Annotated in this window: 1 protein-coding gene; it reads left to right on the forward strand. The window is 32.8% G+C overall.

All coding sequences use genetic code 11. From position 1 onward, the window contains the following. Window positions 1-135: 135 nt before the first annotated feature. On the forward strand, window positions 136-1,557 hold the full coding sequence (locus ACFSQS_RS16090; RefSeq protein WP_388021240.1) for a zinc-dependent metalloprotease family protein: 1,422 nt from the start codon (window positions 136-138) through the stop codon (window positions 1,555-1,557). The last annotated feature ends 210 nt before the right edge of the window (window positions 1,558-1,767 follow it).

Consider the following 1,767-nt stretch of genomic DNA (forward strand, 5'->3'; position numbering starts at 1 on the left):
TTTAATTTTCCTGCGGTAAGTTCGTCTAAAATTTTGAGTTTAAAAGATTCGGAATACCGTCTAATTACTTTGTCATTTTTGTACATAATGTTTAAAATTATGTAGCCTTTATTCAGGACGGGTCAAACTAACTGTATGATATTAGAAGTAGCAACAGATGCGGATTTTGAGTATTTTCAAGAATATGGAGGTGATTCTAATGATAGAATTTTAGCTGAATTTAATAATATTGAAGGTATTTATGCGACTACATTTGATTTGGAAATAGTTATAGTACATCAAAATGTATGGACAACAATCAATGATCCTTATGTGTCTACCTCAGGTTCAACTATTAATAGTGAGATAGGTAATACATGGCAAACTACATTTGGAAACGTAAAAAGAGATTTGACACATATGTTTACTGGTAAAGACTTAGGGGGTTTATTAGGCAGAACTTCAGGCATCGGTAATGTCTGTGTTGATGCTAATGCAAATAGTTTTACTGTGGATGTTGACGAAAGTAATTCTTATACGGTAGCTCACGAAATTGGACATAACTTAGGGGCCGTTCATCCAAACGGAGACCCCAACTCTTTCTGCGGAGGTACAGATCTTCAACGTACTGTGATGTGTCAGGGAGGAAATATTGCTAATATTGTATTTTCTGCTTTTTCTCAAAATCAAATTAACAACTTTATTTCTGAAAACTCAGCATGCCTATTTGAGTTTGATTATATTTCATCAATACTTGGTAATAATAATATTTGCGTTAATAATTCGGATGCTTATACTTTGAACGTGCCTAATGAGGCAAATATAACTTGGTCGTTGAGTAATTCTAATGCTAGAATTGTTTCTGGTCAAGGTACTACTACCATAACTATTGAAGGCTTGAACTTTGGAAGTGTAAACTTAACTGCGTCAGTTGATTTTGTTTGTCAAGATCCTACTTTGGTAATTCAAGAATTATGGATTGGAGAGCCAATTATTTCTTCAAACGATGTTTTTGTACGTGATAGCTATTACAACAATTTAAGCGGTAGTGGTACTTATTCCGACCCTTATATAGTTTGTAATGGCGAAGAATATGTAATCAATATGGATTCAAACAACGTTAACAGTATAAATTATACCACGATACCAAGTGGTTGGACATCGTATTCTTATGGTGTTTACGAAATTGCCTTTACGCCCAATAACATGAATTATGGTAATACTTACGCCATAGATGTAGATTATGTTGGAGCTTGTGGCAACAGCGTACATACTAAGTATTTTAAGAAAGACGATTATTGCTTTGGTGGCTATTTTAAAGTAGTACCAAACCCAATAACATCTACAGAGCTTACTATTTTAAAGAAGGGTAATAACGAAACAAAAGCTTTTAATGCCAATTACGAAGTTGAATTTTTGCTGTTTAACGATAAGGGCGTACAATTAAAATCAAAAAAAGACCTAACCAATAAAAAGAATTATACTTTAAACATTCCCAACTTAAAAAATGGCATGTATTATTTAAAGGTAATAACAGAAAAACATACCGAAGTACACAGAATACTTGTGGACCGTTAAAAGTTACTGTACATAGGTAATGTGGTCAAAAATTATTAATCAAAAAAAGCGAGCTACTTAACAAAAGGTAGCTCGCTTTTTTAGACACTATCCCATTAAGTGTGTAAACTTAATTTATCGAGGGTTTGACTTTCTTAAAGTTGAACCCTTTTTTCAAATATAGTTAAAAATTGGTTTAAAATAATGCCCCAATTCCTAATAGGCATTGAC

This window comes from Gelatiniphilus marinus (assembly GCF_042684345.1).
Taxonomy (GTDB): domain Bacteria; phylum Bacteroidota; class Bacteroidia; order Flavobacteriales; family Flavobacteriaceae; genus Gelatiniphilus; species Gelatiniphilus marinus.